This is a genomic window from Chromobacterium paludis (assembly GCF_008275125.1).
Lineage (GTDB): Bacteria > Pseudomonadota > Gammaproteobacteria > Burkholderiales > Chromobacteriaceae > Chromobacterium > Chromobacterium paludis.
This window is the reverse complement of the sequence record NZ_CP043473.1, coordinates 2390440-2411099: the sequence shown is the minus strand read 5'-3', so window position 1 is coordinate 2411099 and position 20660 is coordinate 2390440. Positions and strand designations below refer to the sequence as shown.

Here is a 20660-nt window from a genome sequence, read left to right as displayed (position 1 = left end):
GCTGGATTTCGCGATTAGTTCTGCGGCGGCGTGTAGCCCGCCGGCGCGTCGGCGCCGGCGCCGAAGAAGTAGGCCTCAAGCTGGGAGGCCAGGTACTGGCGGGCGCGGGCGTCGGCCAGGCTGAGGCGGTTTTCGTTGATCAGCATGGTCTGGTAGCGCAGCCAGCCCTGCCAGGCTTCCTTGGACACGTTCTCGAAAACGCGCTTGCCCAGTTCGCCCGGCAGCGGCGGAAAGTCGAGGCCTTCGGCTTCGCGGCCCAGCTTGACGCAATTGACGGTTCTGCTCATCGCTTAATCCTTGCTTGTATTTTGATTGGCACAGCGGGCTATTGTGTCACAGCGGGCGCGCCGTTCCAACCGTGGCGGCATCATGGCTACACTGTGTTACAGCTGTTTTACAAACACCTTGGAACGGCGCTGATAGTTGTAGAACTGCTGGCGGGCCAGCGGCAAGGAGCTCTTGTCCGCCTCGGCGAAACCGCGCTCCACGAACCAGTGCGAGGTTTGCGTGGTCAGCACGAACAGCGACTGCAGGCCGCGGGTGCGCGCCTGGTATTCCACGTGTTTGAGCAACATCTCGCCAAAGCCGCCGTCGCGCTTGGCCGGCGACACCGCCAGGCAGGCCAGCTCCGCCGTTTCGGCTTCGGGGAAGGGGTGCATGGCCACGCAGCCGTAGATCTTGCCGTCGTGCTCCAGCACCGAGTATTCGCCTATCTCCACTTCCAGCCGCTCGCGGCTGCGGCGCACCAGAATGCCTTGCTCCTCCAGCGGCTGAATCAGCGCCAGGATGTCGCCGACGTCTTCTATGCTGGCATGGCGCACGCGCACCAAGGGATCGCGCGCGATCATGGTGCCGTTGCCGCCGCGCGTGAAGTGTTCCAGCAATAGCGCGCCGTCCTGATGGCGGCTGACCAAGTGGGCGCGCGGGATGCCTTCGCGCGTGGCGCGGATGCAGTAGGGCAGGTAAGCGGCCACGTCTTCGGGCAGGCTGCCTGCCTCCAGCATTTCCTCGGCCTGGAGCGAGGTCAGCGAGCTGATCAACTGGCCGTCGCGCTCCACCACTCCGCGGCCCTCCACCACGTAGATCAGTTTCTCGGCTTTCAGCGCGATGGCGACGTGGGTGGCCAGCTCTTCCATGGTCAGGTTGAAGCTCTCGCCGGTCAGCGAATAGCCCACCGGCGTCAGCAGCACCAGCTCGCCGGCGTCCAGGCGCTGGCGGATGGCTGCGGCGTCCACCCGGCGCACCTGGCCGGTGTATTGCATGTCCACGCCGTCCAGCACGCCCAGCGGCTGGGCGGTGACGAAGTTGCCGCCGGCCACGCGCAGGTGGGCGCCGTGCATGGGCGAATGCGGCATGCCCATGGACAGGCGCGCCTCCACGTCGTGGCGGGTGGCGCCGGCGGCCTGCTTGACCGCGTCCATGGTGGCCGCGTCGGTGACGCGGCGGTCGCGGTGGAACATGCGGGCGATGCCCAGGCGCTTGAGCAGCGCTTCGATCTGCGGCCGGATGCCGTGCACCAGCACGATGCGCACGCCCAGGCTGACCAGCAGGTTGATGTCCTGCGCCATGCTGGAGAAGTCGCCGTCGATCAGGCTTTCGCCGCCCAGGGCCAGCACGAAGGTTTTGCCGCGGTAGGCGTTGATGTAGGGCGCGGCTTCGCGGAAGGTGAGGACGAATTCGCTGTTGAGCATGGCGGCGGTCTCCGGCCGGTAGAACAACCATCAAGCATATCAGGATTGATGCCGCGCCGTGTTTCGGATCGTACGGGACGGCGCGGGGGCAAAACAAAAAACGCCGCCCGGTTGGGCGGCGTTTGGCGCGGCGCGGCAAGGCTTAGTTGGCGCGCTTTTCCAGGATTTGCTGAACCTTTAGCACATTCAAGGCTTGCGACAGTTGGTAGTCGTTCTTGACGCTGGGTTCGCGCGGGCCGAACTGGCTGCCGGCGTCCGGCTTGGCCGGCTCCGCGCCCTTGTCCTGCGGCGGCGCCACCAGCCGGGGCGCCGGTTTGGCGGCCTTGGCCGGCTTGTCGTCGCCATTGGGGTTGGCCAGGTGGTTTTCCAGGTCCACCTCGCGCACGCGCAGCGCCTGGTCGGCGGCGGTCAAGGTGGCGTCTTCCACCACCACGTCCGGCGTGATGCCCTTGGCCTGGATGGAGCGGCCGCTAGGCGTGAAGTAGCGCGCCGTGGTCAGCTTGATGCCGCCCTGGCTGCCCAGCGGCAGGATGGACTGCACCGAGCCCTTGCCGAAGGTCTGGGTGCCCACCAGCACCGCGCGCTTCTGGTCTTGCAAGGCGCCGGCGACGATTTCCGAGGCCGAGGCGGAGCCGCCGTTGACCAGCACCACCATCGGCACATTGCGCGCCTGGGGCGGCAGCTTGGCCAGCGGGTCGCTGCCGTTCTGGCGCGCGTAGTTCTGCAGCGTGGCGGTCAGGCGCATTTTGGCGTCCGGCGTGCGGCCCTCGGTGTAGACCACCAGCTTGTCCTTGGGCAGGAAGGCGGCGGCCACGCCGACGGCGCCGTTGAGCAGGCCGCCCGGGTCGTCGCGCAGGTCCAGCACCAGGCCCTTCAGCGGCTGCTTGTTGTCCTGGTACAGCTTGTGCAGGCCGGCCGCCAGGTCCTCGGCGGTGTGCTCCTGGAACTGGGCGATGCGCACATAGCCGTAGCCCGGCTCCAGCATCTTGTACTTGACGCTCTTGGTCTTGATGATGGCGCGCGCCAGCGTGAACACCAGCGGCTTGGTTTCGTTCTTGCGGGCGATGGTCAGCGTCACCTTGGTGCCCGGCTTGCCGCGCATCTTCTTCACGGCGTCGTTCAGCGACAGGCCGCGCACCGGCGTGTCGTCGATCTTGATGATCAGGTCGCCGCTCTTGATGCCGGCCTTCTGCGCCGGGGTGTCCTCGATGGGCGACACCACCTTGACCAGGCCGTCTTCGGCGCCGATCTCGATGCCCAGGCCGCCGAACTCGCCCTGCGTGCCTTCGCGCAGTTCCTTGAATTCTTCCGGCGTCATGTAGTCGGAATGCGGGTCCAGGCCGGTCAACATGCCCTTGATCGCCTCGTCAATCAGCTTCTTGTCGTCCACCGGCTCGACATAGCTCTGCTTGATCAGGCTGAACACCTCGGCGAAGGTGCGCAGCTCGTTCAGCGGCAGCGGCGAGGCTTCCTTGTCGGCCAGCGCCTGCATGCTGAGGGTCAGGATGCCGCCGGCCATGGCTCCTGCCACCAACCAGGCGATTTTTTTCATTCTTTGGCTGCTCATGCTTTGCTGATTCTCCGTACCCGGCACCTTAGCGTGTCCAGGCCTGCGGGTTGAGGGTGCGACCCAGATGCCGGATCTCAAAGTACAGTCCGGCCTCTCCGTTGTCCAGTGTACCAGTGTTGCCGAGTGTGTCACCGGCCTTGACGCTGCTGCCATTCGACTTGGCGATGGCGGACAGCCCAGTGTAGACAGTCATGTAGTTGCCGCCATGGTCAATGACAACCGCTTTGCCATAGCCGCGCAGCTCATCCGCATATACTACCGTGCCATCGGCCACGCTGTGTACTGGCTGGCCGACGGCGCTGCGGATGAACACGCCCTTCCAGGTGGTGCCTTCGCGGCGCATCTTGCCGTAGCCGCCGGCGATCTGGCCCGCCACCGGCAGCTTCATCTTGCCTTGCAGGCTGGCGAAGGCGCGGCCGGCGGCGCTGTCGTCGGCGACATCGTCGACTTGCTGGGCCGGCTCTTCCTTGACCACTACCTGCTTTTTGGCTTCTTCCGGCACCGGCTTGCCTTGCTTCTTGGCCTGTTCGGCCAGCTTGCGGCGGCGTTCATTTTCCTTGCGCGCGGCTTCGCGGGCGGCGGCCAGCTTGGCCTTGCGCGCCTCGGCGGCCTTGCGCGCGGCCTCCGCCTTGCGGTGCTGGATCTCGCGGTTGATCTGGGCGATCAGGTTGGACAGGCGTTTCTCGTCTTCTTGCAGCTGGGTCAGCTTGGTCTGGCTTTGCTTGATTTCGCCGGTTACCTTGTTCAGTTGCTGCACTTGCTGGCTCTTGCCTTGCTCCAGCTGGCTTTTTTCCTGGGTTTTGCGGCTGGATAGATGGTTCAGCCGCGCCAGTTCCTGCTCCAGCTGCGCGGACAGCGTCTCCAGCTGCTGCTGCTGGCTGAGCAATTGCTGCACCAGCAGTTGTTCGGCGCGGGCGATGTGCTGGTAGTACGTCAGGTCGCGCGCGGTCTGGTTGGGATCGCCGTCATTCAGCATCAGCTTCATCGCATCGTGCTGGCCGTTCTTGTATTGGCGCACCAGCATCTGGCCCACGCGTTCGCGGGTATGCGCCAGCTTGGCGCGCGTCTGCTCGATTTGGGCGCGCAGCTCTTCCAGCTGCTGTTCGGAGCGGCTTTGCTTCTGCTCCAGCGTGGCCAGCGCCTGGCGGGTCTGGCTGAGCGCCTGCTCGGACTCCTGGATGGCGGATTGCGCCTCCTGCTTGATGGACTGCTTCTGCGCCAGGTCCTTCTTCAGGCTGTCGATTTCCTTGCGCACGTTCTTCAGGTCCTGCTGGTGCGGGGCGACGGACAGGGCGGGGGTGGGCGTGTTGGCCGCCTGGGCGGCGCCGGCCAGCAAGGCCAGCAGGAGATAGCGTTTCATTCCCTTGTTTTCTTTCGCTTAAGGCAAGAGCGGCGGCCATGCGTCAACATGGCCGCCGCTGCTACGGGGCGATTATTGGAAGTCGATCAGCGATTGACCGGTCATCTCGGCCGGTTGTTCCAGGCCCATCATCGCCAGCAGCGACGGCGAGATGTCGCGCAGCGAGCCGCCGGCGCGAATCTTGGCCGGGCGGCCGATGTACAGGAAGGGCACCTGGTTGGTGGTGTGCTGGGTGTGCGGCTGATGGTGCTCGCTGTCGTACATCTGCTCGCAGTTGCCGTGGTCGGCGGTGATCAGCACCTCGCCGCCAGCGGCCAGCATGGCTTCCACGCAGCGCTCGATGCAGCCGTCGAGCGCTTCCACGGCCTTGACCGCGGCGTCGAACACGCCGCTGTGGCCCACCATGTCGCCGTTGGCGTAGTTGCAGAAGATGGCCTGGTACTGGCCGGACTGGATGGCGGCGACGATCTTGTCGGTCACTTCGCCGGCGCTCATTTCCGGTTGCAGGTCATAGGTGGCCACCTTGGGCGAGGGCACCAGGATGCGGTCTTCGCCCGGATACACCTGCTCTTCGCCGCCGTTGAAGAAGTAGGTGACGTGCGGGTATTTCTCGGTCTCGGCGATGCGCAGCTGCTTCATGCCCTGGGACGACAGGTACTCGCCCATGCCGTTGCTGATTTTTTGCGGCGCGTAGGCCACCGGCAGCGCCGAGTAGGCTTCGCCGTAGCTGGTCAGGGTGGCGTAGCAGCCGAACTTGGGCTGGCGGGCGGGGAAGCCGTCGAAGGCCGGGTCGGTCAGCGCGGTGGTCAGCTGGCGGGCGCGGTCGGCGCGGAAATTCATGAAGATCACCACGTCGCCGTCCTGCATCTTCACCGGGGCGCCGATGCCGGTGGCCTTGACGAACTCGTCGTTCTCGTCGCGGGCGTAGGCGGCTTGCAGCGCTTCCAGGCCGGTTTCGGCGTGGAACAGGCCCTCGCCTTCCACCAGCAGGCGGTAGGCCGGCTCGACGCGCTCCCAGCGCTTGTCGCGGTCCATGGCCCAGTAGCGGCCGGTGACGGAGACCAGGCGCGCGTTGGGGCAGCCGGCCAGCACCGCGTCCAGGCGCTTGAGGTAGGTTTCGGCGCTGCGCGGCGGGGTGTCGCGGCCGTCGAGGAAGGCGTGGACGTAGATCTTGGGCACGCCGGCGGCCTGGGCGGCGCGGATCAGCGCGTGGATGTGGTTCTCATGGCTGTGCACACCCCCATCGGATAACAAGCCGAACACATGCAGGGCCGAGCCTTGAGCTTTGCTCATGGCTTGTTGCAGCGTGTCATTGGATGCGAAGCGGCCGTCCTCGATGTCGCAGTCGATGCGGCTGATGTCCTGCTGCACGATGCGGCCAGCGCCGATGTTCAGGTGGCCGACCTCGGAGTTGCCGAACTGGCCGGAAGGCAGTCCCACAAAGTTTTCCGAGGCATTGATGGTGCCATACGCGTACTGCTGGCGCAGGCGGTTCCAGTGGGGCATGTTGGCGTGCAGGATGGCGTTGTCATCGCCTTCCGTGCGGTGGCCGAAGCCGTCGAGGATTAATAGCAACACCGGGGTGGTCGATTTCATGGCATTCGCATTCAGAATATTAGAAAACCTTGATAGTATCGGATTTTGCCGATACTATTGTCACGCAGTCAAATCAATAAAATTGAAGCTACATTAGGAGAAAAGCTTTGCTGTTCAACGACGACCAGATCGAGCAGACCTCGCGGGCGATGAAGGCCATGTCGCATCCGCTGCGTCTGAAGATCATATCGGTGCTGGAAGACCGGGAAGTGAGCGTGCAAGACATTGTCGAGCAGGTTGGCACGTCCCAGAGCAATATCTCCCAGCACCTCGCCATTATGCGGGACAAGGGCGTTTTGCGCACGCGCAAGGATGCCAACCGTGTGTACTATCGCGTGGGAGACATCCGCACGCTGGATGTGCTGAAGATGATGCGCGAGGTATTCTGCGGCTTCGGCGAGTGATCGCCGGCCGGCGGAGGTAAAAAAAGCCGCTTCCCTGGAAGCGGCTTTTTCGCATGCGGCAGCGGCTCAGCGCCGGTCGGGCTTCTTGCGCACGTAGAGCGTCTTGTGCACGGTGGCCACCAGCTCGTCGTCGGCGTCGCGGATTTCCACCGTCATTTCCGGCAGGTGCTTGCCGCCGTCGGCGGTTTGCGCGCGGATGTCCGCCAGCTGCGCGTCGGACAGATGGAATAGGGCGCGGACCACGCCGCGGCCGGGCTTGAGGTAGTCGATGCGACCGGCCTTGTCCCACACGTAGTAGTCGTTGCCGAGCTGGCGCAGCAGCATCAGCATGTAGAACGGGTCGGTCATCGCGTACAGGCTGCCGCCGAAATGGGTGCCGACGTAGTTGCGGTTGCCCAGGCCCAGCCTGAGCCTGACTTCGGCCTGGCGGAAATCAGGCGACAGCTTATGCACGCGGATGCCGGCGCCAAGGAAGGGCGGCCACAGATTGAACAGCAGTTTGATCAGCCAGATGGGCAGGTTCATGATTCATTCAAACGATTGTTTGGATGCGTCATCGTCGGCAAAGCTTTGATCCATGTCAATGCCGGCATGCATGGCGCGCGTGGTTCATGCGCTGAAATTTATCCACAACAATCGCGGAATAACTTTGTGGATAAGTTGTGGAAGGTGCCGGTGGACAGGGCTTTTCGCTGGGTTTGCCCAAAAAAGCGGCAATACTGGGGAATTTTTCCGGTCGCAAGGTTGCCTCACATCGGTTGAGGTAATAAAGTCTATCGTTTGTATCAATTACGGAGATTGCTTCGTGTGGGCTATCGTTGAGGCGGCCGGCTGGCCGATCTGGACCATTATCGCGGCGTCGGTGGTGTCGCTGGCCATCATCCTGGAGCGCCTGTTCACGCTGCGGCGCGGCGCGGTAGTGCCGGCAGGCTTGCTGGCGCAGACGCTGCAGGAATACCGCCGCGTGGGCGACCGCGATGATCTGTTGCAGAAGCTGCAGCGCCATTCTCCGCTGGGGCGCTTGTTCGCGGCCGGCTTGCGCAATGTGCACGGCAGCCGCGAGGTGATGAAGGAGTCCATTGAAGACGAAGGCCGCCAGGTGGCCTACCAGCTGGAACGCCTGCTGACTTCGCTGGGCACCATCGCCGCGATGGCGCCGCTGTTGGGCCTGCTGGGCACCGTGATCGGCATGATTGAAATTTTCGGCTCGCAGAACGGCAACGGCGCCAATCCGCAGCAACTGGCCCACGGCATCTCCGTCGCGCTGTACAACACCGCCTTTGGCCTGATCGTGGCCATTCCCAGCATGATGTTCTATCGCTATTTCCGCTCCAAGGTGGATGGCCTGTTGGTGGAAATGGAGGCGCAAGCCATCAAGCTGGTGGAAGTGGTGCACGGCGAGCGCAAGAACGGGGGCTGAGCATGAATTTCCGTCGCGGACGCGGCCGGGACGAGCCGGAGATCAATTTCATTCCCTTGATCGACGTGCTGCTGGTGATCCTGATCTTCCTGATGGTCACCACCACCTATTCCCACTTTTCCGAACTCAAGATCAATCTTCCCAGCGCCCAGGGCGAGCAGCAGAAGAACAAAACCACGGAGATCAATGTCGCGGTGGCGGCCGATGGCGCGATGGCGGTGAACGACGCCAAACTGGCCAGCGGCGACAAGGCCGGCTTGCTGGCCAGGCTCAAGGCCGACGCCGCGGGCAAGAGCGACGTGGTGGTGGTGGTCAATGCCGACGCCAAATCCACCCACCAGTCGGTGATCACCGTGATGGAAGCCGCGCGCGAGGCAGGGTTGTCGCAGCTGACCTTTGCCACGCAGAACCTGCAGTAAGCCCGGAGCGGCATGAATCTGATCGAACAACACTGGTACCAGCCGCGAGGCTGGCTGACAGCCCTTCTGGCGCCGCTGGAAGGGCTTTTTGCGCTGCTGGCCGCTGTCCGCCGGCAGGCGTTCCGCCGCGGCTGGAAAACCAGCGAGAGGCTGCCGGTTCCGGTGGCGGTGATCGGCAACATCAATGTCGGCGGCGTCGGCAAGACGCCGCTGACGCTGGCGCTGCTGGATGGTTTCGCCGCGCGCGGGGTCAAGGTAGGCGTTATCAGCCGCGGCTACGGCGGCCAAGCGGCGGTGCCGACTGAGGTGAAACCGGACAGCGACCCGGCCCAGGTGGGCGACGAGCCTTTGCTGCTGGCCGCTTCCGGCGCGCCGGTGGTGGTGGGGCGCGACCGCGTCGCCGCCGGACGCCATCTGCTGGCCCAGCACCCTGATGTCCGGCTGATACTCAGCGACGACGGCCTGCAGCACTACCGGCTGGCGCGCGATCTGGAGATCGCGGTGCTGGACGGCCGGCGCGGCCTGGGCAATGGCAGGCTGCTGCCCAATGGCCCGCTGCGCGAGCCGGCGTCGCGCTTGCGCAGCGTGGACGCGGTCGTCGTGAATGGCGAGGGGGGCGATCTGCCCTTGCCGGCCGGCTTGCCGCGCTTCGCCATGGCCTTGCGCCCCGGCCGCTGCCATGCGCTGGACGATGCCTCGGTGACGCGCGGCGCGGCCGACTTCGCCGGCTTGCGCGTGGCGGCGCTGGCCGGCATCGGCCATCCGCAGCGCTTTTTCGACACGCTGGCCTGCATGGGCGTGGCGGTGGATCGCCGGCTGTCTTTCCCCGATCACCACCCTTTTTCGGCGGAGGACATTCCCGCCGACGCCGACGCGGTCATCGTCACCAGCAAGGACGCGGTCAAGCTCGCGCGCGCGCTTCATGATGCGGCGCAGCGTGCTAGACTATGGGTTTTGCCGGTTCAGGCCACGCTGGCGCCTGATCTGTGCGACTGGATACTAGCCCGCTTGAAGATGGAACATGGACGCTAAATTTCTGGAAATTCTGGTATGCCCGCTGTGCAAGGGCCCGCTGCTGTTCGACAAGAGCAAGGACGAGCTGATCTGCAAGGGCGACCGCCTGGCCTTCCCGATCAAGGACGGCATCCCGATGATGCTGGAGAGCGAGGCGCGCGAGCTGCCGCCGGAAGAAGAAGTCAAATGAGCGGTTTCGTGGTGGTGATCCCGGCGCGGCTGGCGTCCAGCCGCTTGCCGGGCAAGCCGCTGGCCGACATCGCCGGCAAGCCCATGGTGGCGCGGGTGGCGGAACAGGCGGCCAAGAGCCGCGCCGCCCGCGTCATCGTCGCCACCGACCACGCCGACATTCTGGCTGCCTGCGCCGAGCACGGTGTGGAAGCGCTGCTGACCCGCGCCGACCACGCCAGCGGCACCGACCGCCTGGCGGAAGTGGCGGAGCAGCTGGGTTTGGCCGACGACGCCATCGTGATCAATGTGCAGGGCGATGAGCCGCTGATCGAGCCCGCGCTGATCAACCAGTTGGCCGAGCTGCTGGCGGGCGCGGATGCCCCGGTGGCGACGCTGGCTCACGCGCTGCACGACGCCGCCGACCATTTCAATCCCAATGTGGTGAAAGTGGCTTTGGACAAGCATGGCCGCGCGCTGTATTTCAGCCGCGCGCCGATCCCATACGCGCGCGACGCCTACGCGGCCGATCGTTCCGCGCTGCCGGCGGGCCTGCCGGTCTACCGCCACATCGGCATGTACGGCTACCGCGCCGGATTTCTCAAGACGTATGCCGGCCTTGAGCCGGCGCCGCTGGAGCAATACGAGGCGCTGGAACAATTGCGCGTACTCTGGCATGGTTACAGCATGATTGTGGCGTTGGCGAGCGAGGCGCCCGCCGCGGGGGTGGACACGCCGGAAGACCTGGAACGGGTGCGTCGGCTGTTTGCGCGATGAACAAATACAATTAAATCGAAACAGACTGGAGTCAAACACATGCGATTGATCCTGTTGGGCGCGCCGGGCGCCGGCAAAGGCACTCAAGCCAACTACATCCGCGAAAAATTCGGCATTCCGCAAATCTCCACCGGCGACATGCTGCGCGCCGCGGTGAAGGCCGGCACGCCGCTGGGCCTGGAAGCCAAGGCCATCATGGATGCGGGCGGACTGGTGCGCGACGACATCATCATCGGCCTGGTCAAAGAACGCATCGCCCAAGCGGACTGCGCCAACGGCTTCTTGTTCGATGGCTTTCCGCGCACCATTCCGCAAGCCGAGGCGATGATCGCCGCCGGCGTGGACATTGACTACGTGGTGGAAATCGACGTGCCGGACGAGGCCATCGTCGACCGCATGGCGGGCCGCCGCGTGCACGTGGCTTCAGGCCGCACCTACCACGTCAAGTACAACCCGCCCAAGGTGGAAGGCAAGGACGACGAGACCGGCGAAGCGCTGATCCAGCGCGACGACGACAAGGCGGAAACCGTCATGAAGCGCCTGGCCGTCTACCACGAGCAAACCGAGGTGCTGGTGGGCTTCTACGGCAAGCTGGCCGCCGGCGGCAGCGATAAGGCGCCGAAGTATGTGAAGATAGACGGCACCCGCGCGGTGGAAACCGTGCGCGACGACGTGCTGAAGGCGCTGGGCGCCTGATTCGAATCGCAATCGGCAAGCGAGCGGGCCATCGGCCCGCTTTTTGTTTGCGCCAAGCGCTGGTTTTGATGCGAACAAAGTCGGACAATGGAACCATGAGGAGCCGCAGGGGTTCCAAATTGTTTTGTGTCAGCGCGCCGGCTGGATGCCGGCCAAGGAAAATAAAATCATGTATCGCGGGGAACGTTTCAACGGCTATTCCCATCTGGCCGGCACGCTGCTGGCGATAGTCGGATTGGTTGTGTTAGTGGTCGAGGCGGCGATGCAGCGCGACCCCTGGAAAATCGTCAGCTTCAGCCTGTATGGCGGCACGCTGGTCACGCTTTATCTGGTGTCCACGCTGTATCACAGCTTCAAGGGACGGGCCAAGGCGATTCTGCAGAAGTGCGACCATTCGGCCATCTATCTGCTGATCGCCGGCAGTTACACGCCGTTTGCCTTGGTGACGCTGCGCGGCGCCTGGGGCTGGACGCTGTTCGGCCTCAGCTGGGGCTTGGCGCTGTTCGGCATCGTCCAGGAGCTGACACTGGGCCGGCGCACGCGCATCCTGTCCATGATCCTGTATGTGGCGATGGGCTGGCTGGTGCTGATCGCCATCAAGCCCTTGATCGAGGCGCTGGCGCCGGGCGGCCTGTTCTGGCTGGCCTTGGGCGGCATGCTGTACAGCGTGGGGATCTACTGGTTTCTCAATGACGAGAAAATCCGCCACGGCCACGGCATCTGGCATTTGTTCGTACTGGGCGGCAGCATCTGCCAATATCTTTGCGTATTGAACTACGTGGCCTGAGCGGCCGCGCGGCAAAGCAAACGGCAGCCTCTAAAGGCTGCCGTTTGCTTTGTCTAGTGCGGGTTATTCGCCGAACTTGACCGGCAATCTCTCCTCGTCGACCAGGCGGCTCAGCGCCTCGATCACCAGCGGGTCGAACTGCGTGCCCGAACGACCCTTGATGTACTGCATGGTGTCCTCCATGCTCCAAGGTTCTTTGTATGGACGCTTGTTCAGCAGGGCGTCGAATACGTCCACCACGGCCACGATGCGGGCCGACAGCGGGATATCCTGGCCCTGGAGCTGGTGCGGGTAGCCGTTGCCGTCAAAATGCTCATGATGGCCGCCGGCGATCTCCGAACCCAGCGATAGATAACTGGTGCCTTCCACCATCTGCGCCGACTTGGCCAGGATCTGCGCGCCTATCGCGGCGTGTTGTTCCATGATGGCGCGTTCTTCTGGATCGAGCTTTCCCGGTTTGAGCAGAATATGGTCCGGCGTGGCCACCTTGCCTATATCGTGCAGGATGCTGGCCATGCCCACCATGTCCAGAAACTCGCGGCTCATCTGTTCCGGATAATGGTTGCTCATCAGCATTTCCTGGGCGATGGCGTCGGTCAGCTTCTGCACCCGCAGCACGTGGTTGCCGGTGTCGGTGTCGCGGAATTCCGCCAGGTCGGCCAGCGCCACTACCGTCGCCTCCTGCGCGCTGCGCAGCTGGTGATAGAGATAGAGGTTGTCGTAGGCGGCGGAGATGCGTTGGCAGAACACGTCCAGCAGATCGCACTCCACCGCGTCCAGCGGCCATTGCGGCATGAAGTGAACGGCAAACTCGCGCCGGTTGCGCGAGGCGATGTAGAGCACATCGTAAGGATGCTGGTAGATGCTGCGCTTTTCCTTGAACACCTGCATGATCACCGATTCCAGCTTGGGTTCGCTGGACAGGTCGCCCTTTTCCGCCAGGTATTCGTAATTGCCGGACACGGCCAGGATTTCCAGCTCCGGCCGGCCGCTATGCGTTTCATTGCGCACGCACAGAATGCCGTCGGTGCCGATGTCGAGCAGGGCGCTGATCTGGCGCAGCACGCCAGAGGCGAACTCGCGCAGCGAGTGCAGCTGATATAGATCGGACGCGCTTTCCAGGATCTTGGCCAGGCCCTGGCGGTTCTTTTCCAGCGACACCATGTTTTCGTAGGCGCGCAAGGAGGCGATGGTGGTGGTGAACAGCTTCTGCGTGGTCAGCTCGGTCTTGGTTTTGTAGTCGTTGATGTCGTAATTGAGAATGACTTCCTGCTCCGGCGCCTGTCCCGGCTGGCCGGTGCGCAGCACGATGCGCACCACGCCGTTATTCAGCTCTTCGCGGATGCGATGCACCAGCTTCAGGCCTGCGTCTTCGCTTTCCATCACCACGTCCAGCATGATCAGCGCGATGTCGTTGTGCTGATGCAGCATCTGAAACGCTTCGGCTCCGCTATAGGCGCTCAACAGCTCCAGCGGGCGTTCCTTGTAGCTGATGCCGCGCAAGGCAATGCGGGTGGCCGTGTGGACATCCTTTTCGTCGTCGACGATCAACACTTTCCAAGGCTTGCGCAACTCCGACGGGTAGACGCCGTCGTCCGCGCTATCATCCAGCAGCCAATTTTCCTCGTCTGGGGGGAGTTTATCGACGCTCATATCACGTTCTCCTTATGCTGGACGGTTGGCGCGATGCAGGGCATGTCCAGCTTGAAGCGGGTGCCTTGCCCCGGTTCGCTGTGAACTTCGATATTGCCGCCCAGGCGTTGCCGTACGATGTTGTAAACGATATTGAGGCCCAGGCCGCTGCCGCCACTGCCGCGTCGGGTGGTGAAGAAGGGGTCGAAAATTCGGCTTAGGTTTTCCGCGGCGATGCCCTTGCCATGATCGCCTACGCTCAGCGAGACATGCTGGTCGTCTAGCCGGTGCGCCTCGATCATGATGGAGCCGGCGATCTCGCCGCTTTCATAGCCGTGGATCAGCGCGTTGACCACCAAATTGGTCAGTACCTGGGCCAGCGCGCCTGGGTAACTGTCCAGCAGGATGTCCTCCTCGCATTGAATGTCGATGGTGACCTTGGTGTGCTTGAAGCGCGGCTTCAGGCTGGTGATGACCTCGTTCAGGTAGTCGTGCAGGTGGAAGCTGCGGCGCGCTTCGCTGGTCTGGTCGACGGCGACTTGCTTGAAGCTGTGGATCAGGTTGGCCGCGCGCTCGGAGTTGGACAGGATCAGCTCGCAGCATTCCTGAGCGGTTTCCAGATAGCTCTGGAAGTCGCTCTTCTTGACGTTGCCGCTTTCCAGCTTGCCGGTGATGTGCGAGGTGGCGGTGCCCAGATGGGAGGCGGCGGTCAGCGTGATGCCGACAGGCGTGTTGATCTCGTGGGCGACGCCGGCCACCAGGCTGCCCAGCGAGGCCATCTTTTCCGCCTCCACCAGCGTTTCCTGGGTGGCGATCAGCTGGCTGTAGGCCTGTTGCGCCTTTTCCTTCTCTTCGCGGGCGATGGCTTCGGCAGCGGTCCGTTTCACCAGGTCGGCCGCCGTGCGCGCCACGATGCGGTTGAAGCCGTTGACGATGCCGCCGATTTCGTCGTCCGCCAGGTGGGTGATCTGGGCGCCGCTGGCGTCCGGCGCGCGGATGGCAGTGTTCAAGGCCTGCTGCAATTTCGCCAGCGGCTGAAAGATGAAGCGCTGCAGATTGAACGACATGATGAAGAAAATCATCACGTCCAACAGAATGATCTGGGCGACGATGGTCAACAGGTGCTGGTTTTCGCGCGCGCGCAAGGCGTCGTGGGAGAGATAGACGGTGGCGGTGCCCAGATGCTCCTTGCCCTGATAGATGATGGGGATGTTGAGTATGTCGTCAGCCTTGGGATGCTCATTGGGCAGCATGTCGCGCAGATTGCCGTTGCTGTCGCGCGTGCGGCCCAGGTTCAGGCCGCTTTCTCCCTTCACGTTGATGGCGATGACGGATGGCCAGCTCAGTTCGCTGTCCAGCGACAGGCGCACGTTTTCATCGTCCAGCTGCCAGATGCCGTGCGGCAGCGACAGCGACAGCCGTGAGCGCACGGCGGCGCGCTGGGTTTGGAAGTCGCTTTGGTCTGTCCCGTAGTCGTGTAGGTAGAAATACAGGCCGGTACTGCCCAGAATGGCAGTGATCCAGGCCATCAGCCATAGCATTAACCTTGTCTTGATGCTTTTCATGGTGCCTGCTTAGTCATGCCCTCACAGTCAATCGTAGGCAGATCGGGCGTGAATTGCCATCTGCTCTCCTCATTCCCCGCGGGTTTTGCCGCGCGCGCCAGTCAATGCGGCTCATTTGCCAGACCATGGGTCAGGCTGCGGCGGAGGCGGATTTTTTGCGCGGCCAGCCCGCCCAGGATCAATGCCAGTCCCAACAGGGTGGACGGCAGGATGGCTTCGCCGACGATGAGATGGATCAGCAGCAGCGACAGCAGCGGCGACAGGAAAATCAGGTTGGCGATGCTGGCAGTGCTGCGCGTCAGCTTCATGGCCGACAGCCACAGCGCGAAGGTGAAGCCCATCTCCAGCGCGCCGACATAAGCCGCGCCGGCCAGTCCTTGCCAGGCCGGCAGGTTCAACTGGCCGTGCCAGGCGCACCAGGCCAGGCTAAGGGGGAGGCTGCAGGCGAAGTTCAGCGTCAGCCCCAGCACAGGCTCGCGCGTGTCGCGGGTGTTGAATATCCAGTAGCCGGCCCACAGCAGGGTGGAGGCCAACGCCAACATCACGCCGAACTGATTGGAAAAGTGCAGCGCCAGCAATTGGCCGCGCGTGCCGATGACCAGCACGCCTATGTAGCAGATCAGCGCCGCCGCCGCGTCCTGCGGGCGCAGCTTCTGTTTCAGCAGCGGCACGGCCAGCAAGGTCATGGTCAGCGCCCAGGTGTAGTTGATGGCCTGGGCCTCCTGCGCCGGTAGCAGCGAGTAAGCCTGGAACAGCACCAGGTAGTAGGCGAAAGGATTGACGGCGCCGAACAGCAAAGAAGCCTTCCAGTGCCGGCGGAAGGCGGCAGCCAGCTCGGGCAGGCGGCGCTGCCAGGCCAGGATGGACAGCAGCGACAGCAGGGAGGCGGCGCTGGCGTACAGCAAGAGCTGCATCGGGCTGAGGTATTGCAGGCTGAGCTTGAAGGCGCTGGCGACGGTGGACCAGGCCAGCACGGCGCCCAGGCCTAAGGCATAGGCTTTTCTCTGATCAGGCTGGAGCGTCAAAACGGCTCTCCGGGTATGGGGCTGGTCTGAACCATGTTAACCACAAATCCCTGCCTACGGCAAAGGCGGCGTTCAGTTGGCGGCGAGTCGACTGTTTAGGATGCTACGGATGCGCGGCACTGTGGCGGACGCGGCGAGGCCGATGGGGCCGCCGCTTTCGCGCCGGTAGTCGTCGCCGGCCTGGCCATGTAGATGGGCGGCCAGCGCCGCCGCATCGAAGGCGGACAAGCCCTGCGCCAGCAGCGCGGCGATCAGGCCGGTCAGCACATCGCCCTGGCCGGCGGCGGCCAATTCCGGGCCGCCGACGGTGTTGAGCCGGTATTCTCCGTCCGGCTGGGCGATCAGGCTGCCCGCTCCCTTGAGCAAGGCCACGCAGTTGAAGCGTTGGGCCAGTGCGCGCGCATGGCGGACGCGGTCGGCCTGGATGGCAGCGGTGTCCACCCCCAGCAGCCGCGCGGCCTCCGCCGGATGCGGCGTCAGCACGGAGGGATGCGGGCGCTCGGCCAGGCGCGTGGCCAGGCGATGGCTGGCGGCGATCAGATTCAGCGCATCGGCATCCAGCACCAGCGGGCAGGGTTGGGCCAGGGCCTGTTCCAGCAGCCTTTCGGCCAGTTCCTGCTGGCCGAGGCCTGGGCCGATGGCGAGGACGTCGGCGCGGGGCAGTTCGGCCATTTCGTCCGCGGGACGAATCATCAGCTCCGGCGCCGCGGAGTCCACCGGCAGCCTGTCGTCCAGCGTGCACAGGTAAACCTTGCCCGCGCCGCCGCCAAGGGCGCTGCGGCCCGCCAGCAAGGCCGCGCCCAGCATGCCGGGCGTGCCGCCTATGACGCATACCGCGCCGTAGCTGCCCTTGTGGCTGTCGCGCGGCCGGGCCAGCGCGGAGGCGTCCGGCGCGTTCAGCGCGCCCTCGCGCGGCGGGTACAGTTCGGCGGGACAATCCAGGCGATCGAGCACAATCGTGCCGGCCAGGTCGGCGCCGGGGCCGCAGAACAGGCCGGGCTTGTGGCAGAGGAAGGTCAGCGTGGCGTCGGCCTGGATGGCCGCGCCCAGCGGCTGGCCGGTATAGGCGTCGAGGCCGCTGGGGCAGTCCAGCGCCAGCTTGGGGCAGGGCAGAGCGTTCAGCTCGGCGATACGCGCTTGCCAGCCCGCGTCCAGCGGGCGCGACAGGCCGATGCCGAACAAGCCGTCCAGCAGCAGGGCCGGCGCGCTGTAGCCCTCGGGCAGCGCGCTCCAGAGGCTTAGGCCGGCCAACTCCACGGCCTGGCGGGCTGCCTGACAGGCGGGGCTGGCCGGCGCGACCGGTTGCAGAATGTCCAGCGCATGGCCCTGGCGGTGCAGGTCCAGCGCGGCGTATAGCGCGTCGCCGCCGTTGTTGCCGGGGCCGGCGCAGATCAGCAGCCGGCAGCCCGGCGCGACGCGCTGCGCCACCCAGCCTGCGGCCGCGCGCGCGGCGCGCCGCATCAGGTCCAGCCCGGCTGCGTCCGCCGCCTGTTCCAGCTGACGCAGCGCCGCCAGGCTCAGTATCGGGCCGCCGTCCATCTTTATTCTCCCCAGCGCGGCGTCAGCGTCTGCTCGACGCCCAGTTGATCCAGCATGCGGGACACAATGAAGTCCACCATGTCGTCCACGCTCTTGGGGTGAGTATAGAAGCCGGGGGCGGGCGGCAGGATCACCACGCCCAGGCGCGCCAGTTCCAGCATGTTTTCCAGATGGATGGCCGATAGCGGAGTTTCTCGCGGCACCAGCACCAGCTTGCGCCCCTCCTTGATGCAGACGTCGGCGGCGCGTTCGATCAAGTTGTCGCTCATGCCGTGGCGGATGGCCGCCAGCGTGCCCATGGAGCAGGGGCACACCACCATGGCGTCCGGCGGGTTGGAGCCGGAGGCGGCCGGCGCGAACCATTCCTCTCGGCCGTAGACTTCCAGCAGCTCCGGCGCGGCCGGGTAGCGCTGCAATAGCCAGGCCTTCATGTCGGCGGGACGGGAAGGCAGGGTCAAGTCCATTTCCTGCTTGGCCACGATCTGGGCCGCCTGGGAATACAGCACCCAGACGCGGATTTGGGCGGCCAGCAGGGCTTCGATCAGCCGCAGGCCGTAAGGCAGGCCGGAGGCGCCGGTCAGCGCGACGGTAATGGTTTGACGGCGGGACATCGGGTGTTCTCCAGGAGCGGACGGCTGGCGCCGCCCGCCAGCCTGTTCAATGGTCGGGATACAGCTGGCGATGGCGCACCAGTATCTGTTTGTCGGCGAAGGCGCGCGCCAGGCTCTCGATGATGAACACCGAGCGGTGCTGGCCGCCGGTGCAGCCGACGGCAACCGTCAGATAGCTGCGGTTTTCCTTGGCATAGCAAGGCAGCCACTTGGCGATCAGCGACTGGATGTCGGCGATCATATCGGCCACCTCGGCGTGCTGGGCGAAAAAGTCCACGATGGGCTGGTCGCGGCCGGTCAGCGGGCGCAGCAGCGGATCGTAGTAGGGATTAGGCAGGCAGCGCGCGTCGAAGACGAAGTCCGCGTCCTGCGGCACGCCATGCTTGAAGCCGAAGGATTGGAAGATCAGGGTCAAGCGGTTGCTGTCGGCATCCACCAGTTCGCGCACCCAGCTGCGCAGGCCATTGGCCGACAGCTCGCTGGTGTCGATGCGGGTGCCCAGTTCCGGCACGATGCTGAGCATCTCCTGTTCCACCTGGATGGCTTCCTCCACCGTGATGCCGGCGCCGGACAGCGGGTGGCGGCGGCGGGTCTCGGAGAAGCGTTTGACCAAGGTTTCCGCTTTGGCTTCCAGGTACAGCAGGCGCACATCCATGCCCTTGGCGCGCAGCTGCTCCACCACTTGCGGCAGGGCGCCCAGCGAAGGGCCGGAGCGGGTATCCACGCTGATGGCGATGTCGTGATAGCCAAATTCCTCGTACAGCGCCATTGCCTCCGGCAGCATGGTGGCGGGCAGATTGTCCACGCAGTAGAAGCCGGAGTCCTCCAGCGCGCGCAAGGCCACGGATTTGCCGGAGCCGGACAGGCCGCTAATCAATATCAGGCGCATTTTCCTGGTCTCGCAAGAAATTGGTGTGTCGTTCGATGAACTCGCGGGTGCTGTCTATGCCGCGCAGCTGCAGGATGTAGTTGCGCACGGCGGCCTCCACCAGCACGGCCAGGTTGCGGCCGGCGGCCACCGGCAGCACGACTTTGCGCACGGTGACGCCTATGATCTCCTGCGTTTCCGATTGGATGTTGAGCCGGTCCAGCGCCTGCATGGCCTGATCGTTGGCTTTGACCAAGTGGATGATCAGCTTCAGCACCTTCTTGGGGCGGACGGCGGTTTCGCCGAATATGGTGCGGATGTTCAGGATGCCCAGACCGCGCACTTCCAGGAAGTCGCGCAGCAGCGGCGGGCAGCGGCCTTCCAGCGTGTCCGGGCCAATGCGGTACAGCTCCACCGCGTCGTCCGCCACCATGCCGTGGCCGCGCGAGATCAATTCCAGCGCCAGTTCGCTCTTGCCCATGGCCGAGTCGCCCATGATCAGCACGCCAATCTCGAACACGTCGAGAAACAGGCCGTGCAGCACCGTGGACACCGCCAGCGCGCGGGCCAGGTAGATCCGCAGCACGTCCATCAGGTACGGGCTTTCCAGCGTGCTGGTCATCAAGGGCACGTTATGGCTGTGGCAATAGTCGCGCAGCAGCCGCGGCACCGGCTGGTTATTCGCCACCATCACCACGGACATGCTCTTATGGAACAGCTGGTCCAGCGCGGTCTTGGCCGCGGATTGTTCCAGCTTGTTCAGGTAGTCCACCTCTGCCAGGCCCAGCACCTGGACGCGGTTGGGGTGGATGAAGTTCAGGTGGCCCACCAGCGCCAGAGTGGGGCGCTGGCCGTCATTGCCGATGACGTTGCCGATGACGTTGTCTGAGCCGCCGGTGCCGGCGACCCAGGTCAGGTTCAGCTTCTGCTGGTTGTCCTGATACAGGCGGCGCACGGTGATGCTAGGCATTGGGCATCCAATCGCAGAGCTGCTGGTAGAGTTCTTCCCGGCCGGAGGCGTTGAGCATTTTCTCGCGCATCTGGCGGCTGGAGAACAGTTGGGCCAGCTCAGACAGCACTTGCAGGTGCAGGTCGGTGGCGTGTTCCGGCACCAGCAGCACGAACAGACACTGCACCGGCTTGCCGTCCGGCGCCTCGAACGGAATCGGCGCCTTCAGCCGGATGAACACGCCGGTGGCTTCCTTCAGGCCGCGCGCGCGGCCGTGCGGAATGGCCACGCCCTGGCCCAGGCCGGTGGAGCCCAGTTTTTCGCGGCTGAACAGGCTGTCGAAGATTTCGCTGCGGGCGATGCCGCGCGTGTTTTCCACCAGAAGCCCGACTTGCTCGAACACGCGCTTCTTGCTGGAGACGTCCAGATCCAGCAGAACATGGTCCGGAGTCAGTATCTTGCCGATGAGATTCATATTGGATTATGCATGCGGCGCTGGAATAAACCCGGGATTCTACGTTGCCTTGATAGTACTGAAAACCGGGCGGCGCAAAGAAAAACGGGAACCC

22 protein-coding genes are annotated in these 20660 nt (G+C 64.4%); 8 read left to right on the top strand and 14 right to left on the bottom strand.

Features of this window, described 5'->3' with window-relative positions; genetic code table 11:
• Positions 1–14: 14 nt before the first annotated feature.
• The 5 genes from FYK34_RS11160 to gpmI all read right to left on the bottom strand — a co-directional run bounded on the left by FYK34_RS11160 (position 15) and on the right by gpmI (position 6217).
• Positions 15–287 (bottom strand): oxidative damage protection protein, encoded by a 273-nt coding sequence (locus FYK34_RS11160; protein ID WP_103318663.1) that lies wholly within the window; start codon positions 285–287, stop codon positions 15–17.
• Positions 288–383: 96 nt separating this feature from the next.
• The gene (gene argA / locus FYK34_RS11155) at positions 384–1691 is read right to left on the bottom strand and encodes an amino-acid N-acetyltransferase (RefSeq protein ID WP_149296460.1); all 1308 of its coding nucleotides are present in this window, start codon (positions 1689–1691) and stop codon (positions 384–386) included.
• 142 nt (positions 1692–1833) lie between these two features.
• Positions 1834–3243 carry a S41 family peptidase gene (locus FYK34_RS11150; protein ID WP_149296458.1) on the bottom strand — a complete coding sequence of 470 codons (1410 nt, stop codon included), beginning with the start codon at positions 3241–3243 and terminating at the stop codon, positions 1834–1836.
• Positions 3244–3286: 43 nt separating this feature from the next.
• A complete protein-coding gene (locus FYK34_RS11145; protein WP_149296456.1) occupies positions 3287–4621 on the bottom strand; it encodes a murein hydrolase activator EnvC family protein in 1335 nt (444 codons plus the stop codon).
• 72 nt (positions 4622–4693) lie between these two features.
• Positions 4694–6217 carry a 2,3-bisphosphoglycerate-independent phosphoglycerate mutase gene (gene gpmI / locus FYK34_RS11140; protein ID WP_149296454.1) on the bottom strand — a complete coding sequence of 508 codons (1524 nt, stop codon included), beginning with the start codon at positions 6215–6217 and terminating at the stop codon, positions 4694–4696.
• Between the two features lie 107 nt (positions 6218–6324).
• Between gpmI and FYK34_RS11135 the strand changes: the two genes are divergently transcribed.
• Positions 6325–6621, top strand: a complete 297-nt coding sequence (locus FYK34_RS11135) for an ArsR/SmtB family transcription factor (protein WP_149296452.1) — start codon at positions 6325–6327, stop codon at positions 6619–6621.
• A 66-nt stretch (positions 6622–6687) separates the two neighbouring features.
• Here FYK34_RS11135 and FYK34_RS11130 read toward each other — a convergent pair whose 3' ends face one another.
• Positions 6688–7146: a DUF4442 domain-containing protein gene (locus FYK34_RS11130; RefSeq protein WP_149296450.1), complete on the bottom strand. Its 459-nt coding sequence runs from the start codon at positions 7144–7146 to the stop codon at positions 6688–6690.
• A 280-nt stretch (positions 7147–7426) separates the two neighbouring features.
• Here FYK34_RS11130 and FYK34_RS11125 point away from each other — a divergent pair, with 280 nt between their 5' ends.
• The 7 genes from FYK34_RS11125 (at position 7427) to trhA (ending at position 11902) form a co-directional block, all read left to right on the top strand.
• Positions 7427–8041 carry a MotA/TolQ/ExbB proton channel family protein gene (locus FYK34_RS11125; protein ID WP_149296448.1) on the top strand — a complete coding sequence of 205 codons (615 nt, stop codon included), beginning with the start codon at positions 7427–7429 and terminating at the stop codon, positions 8039–8041.
• Positions 8042–8043: 2 nt separating this feature from the next.
• Positions 8044–8460 (top strand): ExbD/TolR family protein, encoded by a 417-nt coding sequence (locus FYK34_RS11120; RefSeq protein WP_149296446.1) that lies wholly within the window; start codon positions 8044–8046, stop codon positions 8458–8460.
• A gap of 12 nt (positions 8461–8472) precedes the next feature.
• Positions 8473–9492, top strand: a complete 1020-nt coding sequence (gene lpxK / locus FYK34_RS11115; RefSeq protein WP_149296444.1) for a tetraacyldisaccharide 4'-kinase — start codon at positions 8473–8475, stop codon at positions 9490–9492.
• Positions 9482–9664, top strand: coding sequence for a Trm112 family protein (locus FYK34_RS11110; RefSeq protein WP_149296442.1), 183 nt, complete (start codon positions 9482–9484; stop codon positions 9662–9664). The genes lpxK and FYK34_RS11110 overlap by 11 nt, the downstream gene beginning before the upstream one ends.
• Positions 9661–10419: a 3-deoxy-manno-octulosonate cytidylyltransferase gene (gene kdsB / locus FYK34_RS11105; protein ID WP_149296440.1), complete on the top strand. Its 759-nt coding sequence runs from the start codon at positions 9661–9663 to the stop codon at positions 10417–10419. Before FYK34_RS11110 ends, kdsB begins: the two co-directional genes overlap by 4 nt.
• 39 nt (positions 10420–10458) lie before the next feature.
• Positions 10459–11115, top strand: coding sequence for an adenylate kinase (gene adk, locus FYK34_RS11100; protein WP_149296438.1), 657 nt, complete (start codon positions 10459–10461; stop codon positions 11113–11115).
• A gap of 169 nt (positions 11116–11284) precedes the next feature.
• Complete coding sequence (gene trhA / locus FYK34_RS11095) at positions 11285–11902, top strand: PAQR family membrane homeostasis protein TrhA (RefSeq protein ID WP_149296436.1); 618 nt, start codon at positions 11285–11287, stop codon at positions 11900–11902.
• 63 nt (positions 11903–11965) lie between these two features.
• Here the strand turns inward: trhA and FYK34_RS11090 are convergent, their stop codons facing one another.
• The 8 genes from FYK34_RS11090 to ptsN form a co-directional block, all read right to left on the bottom strand.
• Positions 11966–13555: a DUF3369 domain-containing protein gene (locus FYK34_RS11090; protein ID WP_149296434.1), complete on the bottom strand. Its 1590-nt coding sequence runs from the start codon at positions 13553–13555 to the stop codon at positions 11966–11968.
• Positions 13552–15063: a sensor histidine kinase gene (locus FYK34_RS11085; RefSeq protein ID WP_168209715.1), complete on the bottom strand. Its 1512-nt coding sequence runs from the start codon at positions 15061–15063 to the stop codon at positions 13552–13554. The genes FYK34_RS11090 and FYK34_RS11085 overlap by 4 nt, the downstream gene beginning before the upstream one ends.
• Positions 15064–15200: 137 nt before the next feature.
• Positions 15201–16124, bottom strand: coding sequence for a DMT family transporter (locus FYK34_RS11080; protein WP_149296430.1), 924 nt, complete (start codon positions 16122–16124; stop codon positions 15201–15203).
• Between the two features lie 72 nt (positions 16125–16196).
• On the bottom strand, positions 16197–17663 hold the full coding sequence (locus tag FYK34_RS11075; protein ID WP_149296428.1) for an NAD(P)H-hydrate dehydratase: 1467 nt from the start codon (positions 17661–17663) through the stop codon (positions 16197–16199).
• 2 nt (positions 17664–17665) lie between these two features.
• The gene (locus FYK34_RS11070; protein ID WP_149296426.1) at positions 17666–18274 is read right to left on the bottom strand and encodes a flavin prenyltransferase UbiX; all 609 of its coding nucleotides are present in this window, start codon (positions 18272–18274) and stop codon (positions 17666–17668) included.
• Between the two features lie 46 nt (positions 18275–18320).
• Positions 18321–19163 carry an RNase adapter RapZ gene (gene rapZ, locus FYK34_RS11065; RefSeq protein WP_149296424.1) on the bottom strand — a complete coding sequence of 281 codons (843 nt, stop codon included), beginning with the start codon at positions 19161–19163 and terminating at the stop codon, positions 18321–18323.
• Complete coding sequence (gene hprK, locus FYK34_RS11060; RefSeq protein ID WP_149296423.1) at positions 19144–20112, bottom strand: HPr(Ser) kinase/phosphatase; 969 nt, start codon at positions 20110–20112, stop codon at positions 19144–19146. The genes rapZ and hprK overlap by 20 nt, the downstream gene beginning before the upstream one ends.
• On the bottom strand, positions 20105–20566 hold the full coding sequence (gene ptsN / locus FYK34_RS11055; RefSeq protein ID WP_149296421.1) for a PTS IIA-like nitrogen regulatory protein PtsN: 462 nt from the start codon (positions 20564–20566) through the stop codon (positions 20105–20107). Before ptsN ends, hprK begins: the two co-directional genes overlap by 8 nt.
• Positions 20567–20660 lie beyond the last annotated feature (94 nt).

Coding starts and splice junctions, on each gene's coding strand:
- FYK34_RS11090 (WP_149296434.1), bottom strand. CDS start 13,555: ATGAGCGTCGATAAACTCCCCCCAGACGAGGAAAATTGGCTGCTGGAT.
- ptsN (WP_149296421.1), bottom strand. CDS start 20,566: ATGAATCTCATCGGCAAGATACTGACTCCGGACCATGTTCTGCTGGAT.
- FYK34_RS11085 (WP_168209715.1), bottom strand. CDS start 15,063: ATGGCCTGGATCACTGCCATTCTGGGCAGTACCGGCCTGTATTTCTAC.
- lpxK (WP_149296444.1), top strand. CDS start 8,473: ATGAATCTGATCGAACAACACTGGTACCAGCCGCGAGGCTGGCTGACA.
- FYK34_RS11150 (WP_149296458.1), bottom strand. CDS start 3,243: ATGAAAAAAATCGCCTGGTTGGTGGCAGGAGCCATGGCCGGCGGCATC.
- FYK34_RS11120 (WP_149296446.1), top strand. CDS start 8,044: ATGAATTTCCGTCGCGGACGCGGCCGGGACGAGCCGGAGATCAATTTC.
- FYK34_RS11075 (WP_149296428.1), bottom strand. CDS start 17,663: ATGGACGGCGGCCCGATACTGAGCCTGGCGGCGCTGCGTCAGCTGGAA.
- gpmI (WP_149296454.1), bottom strand. CDS start 6,217: ATGAAATCGACCACCCCGGTGTTGCTATTAATCCTCGACGGCTTCGGC.
- argA (WP_149296460.1), bottom strand. CDS start 1,691: ATGCTCAACAGCGAATTCGTCCTCACCTTCCGCGAAGCCGCGCCCTAC.
- trhA (WP_149296436.1), top strand. CDS start 11,285: ATGTATCGCGGGGAACGTTTCAACGGCTATTCCCATCTGGCCGGCACG.
- kdsB (WP_149296440.1), top strand. CDS start 9,661: ATGAGCGGTTTCGTGGTGGTGATCCCGGCGCGGCTGGCGTCCAGCCGC.
- FYK34_RS11160 (WP_103318663.1), bottom strand. CDS start 287: ATGAGCAGAACCGTCAATTGCGTCAAGCTGGGCCGCGAAGCCGAAGGC.
- rapZ (WP_149296424.1), bottom strand. CDS start 19,163: ATGCGCCTGATATTGATTAGCGGCCTGTCCGGCTCCGGCAAATCCGTG.
- FYK34_RS11070 (WP_149296426.1), bottom strand. CDS start 18,274: ATGTCCCGCCGTCAAACCATTACCGTCGCGCTGACCGGCGCCTCCGGC.
- FYK34_RS11145 (WP_149296456.1), bottom strand. CDS start 4,621: ATGAAACGCTATCTCCTGCTGGCCTTGCTGGCCGGCGCCGCCCAGGCG.
- FYK34_RS11110 (WP_149296442.1), top strand. CDS start 9,482: ATGGACGCTAAATTTCTGGAAATTCTGGTATGCCCGCTGTGCAAGGGC.
- hprK (WP_149296423.1), bottom strand. CDS start 20,112: ATGCCTAGCATCACCGTGCGCCGCCTGTATCAGGACAACCAGCAGAAG.
- adk (WP_149296438.1), top strand. CDS start 10,459: ATGCGATTGATCCTGTTGGGCGCGCCGGGCGCCGGCAAAGGCACTCAA.
- FYK34_RS11130 (WP_149296450.1), bottom strand. CDS start 7,146: ATGAACCTGCCCATCTGGCTGATCAAACTGCTGTTCAATCTGTGGCCG.